Annotated in this window: 1 pseudogene; it reads left to right on the top strand. The window is 80.2% G+C overall.

The window, feature by feature from the left end:
* Positions 1–252, top strand: a pseudogene (locus ADK41_RS14885) (hypothetical protein); the annotation flags it as partial.

Here is a 252-nt window from a genome sequence, read left to right as displayed (position 1 = left end):
GCCGCCGCAGGCCCCGCAGCCCGGCTACGGCTACCCCCAGCAGGCTCCCCCGCCCGGCCAGCCCGGATACGGCTATCCGCAGCAGCCCGGCCAGCCCGGCGTCCCGCCGCAGCAGCCCTCGTACGGCCAGCAGCCGCCCTACGGCCAGGCCCCGTACGGCATGCCGCCCCAGCCCCCCGCCCCGGGCGGCGGCGGCAAGAAGGCCGGGATCGTCATCGGCGCCGTCGCCATCGTCGCGGCCCTCGGCGTGGG

It is taken from the genome of Streptomyces caelestis, assembly GCF_001279005.1.
GTDB classification, from domain to species: Bacteria; Actinomycetota; Actinomycetes; order Streptomycetales; family Streptomycetaceae; genus Streptomyces; species Streptomyces heliomycini.
Note: the sequence above shows the minus strand (reverse complement) of the source record. Positions and strands in the feature narration are given on the sequence as shown.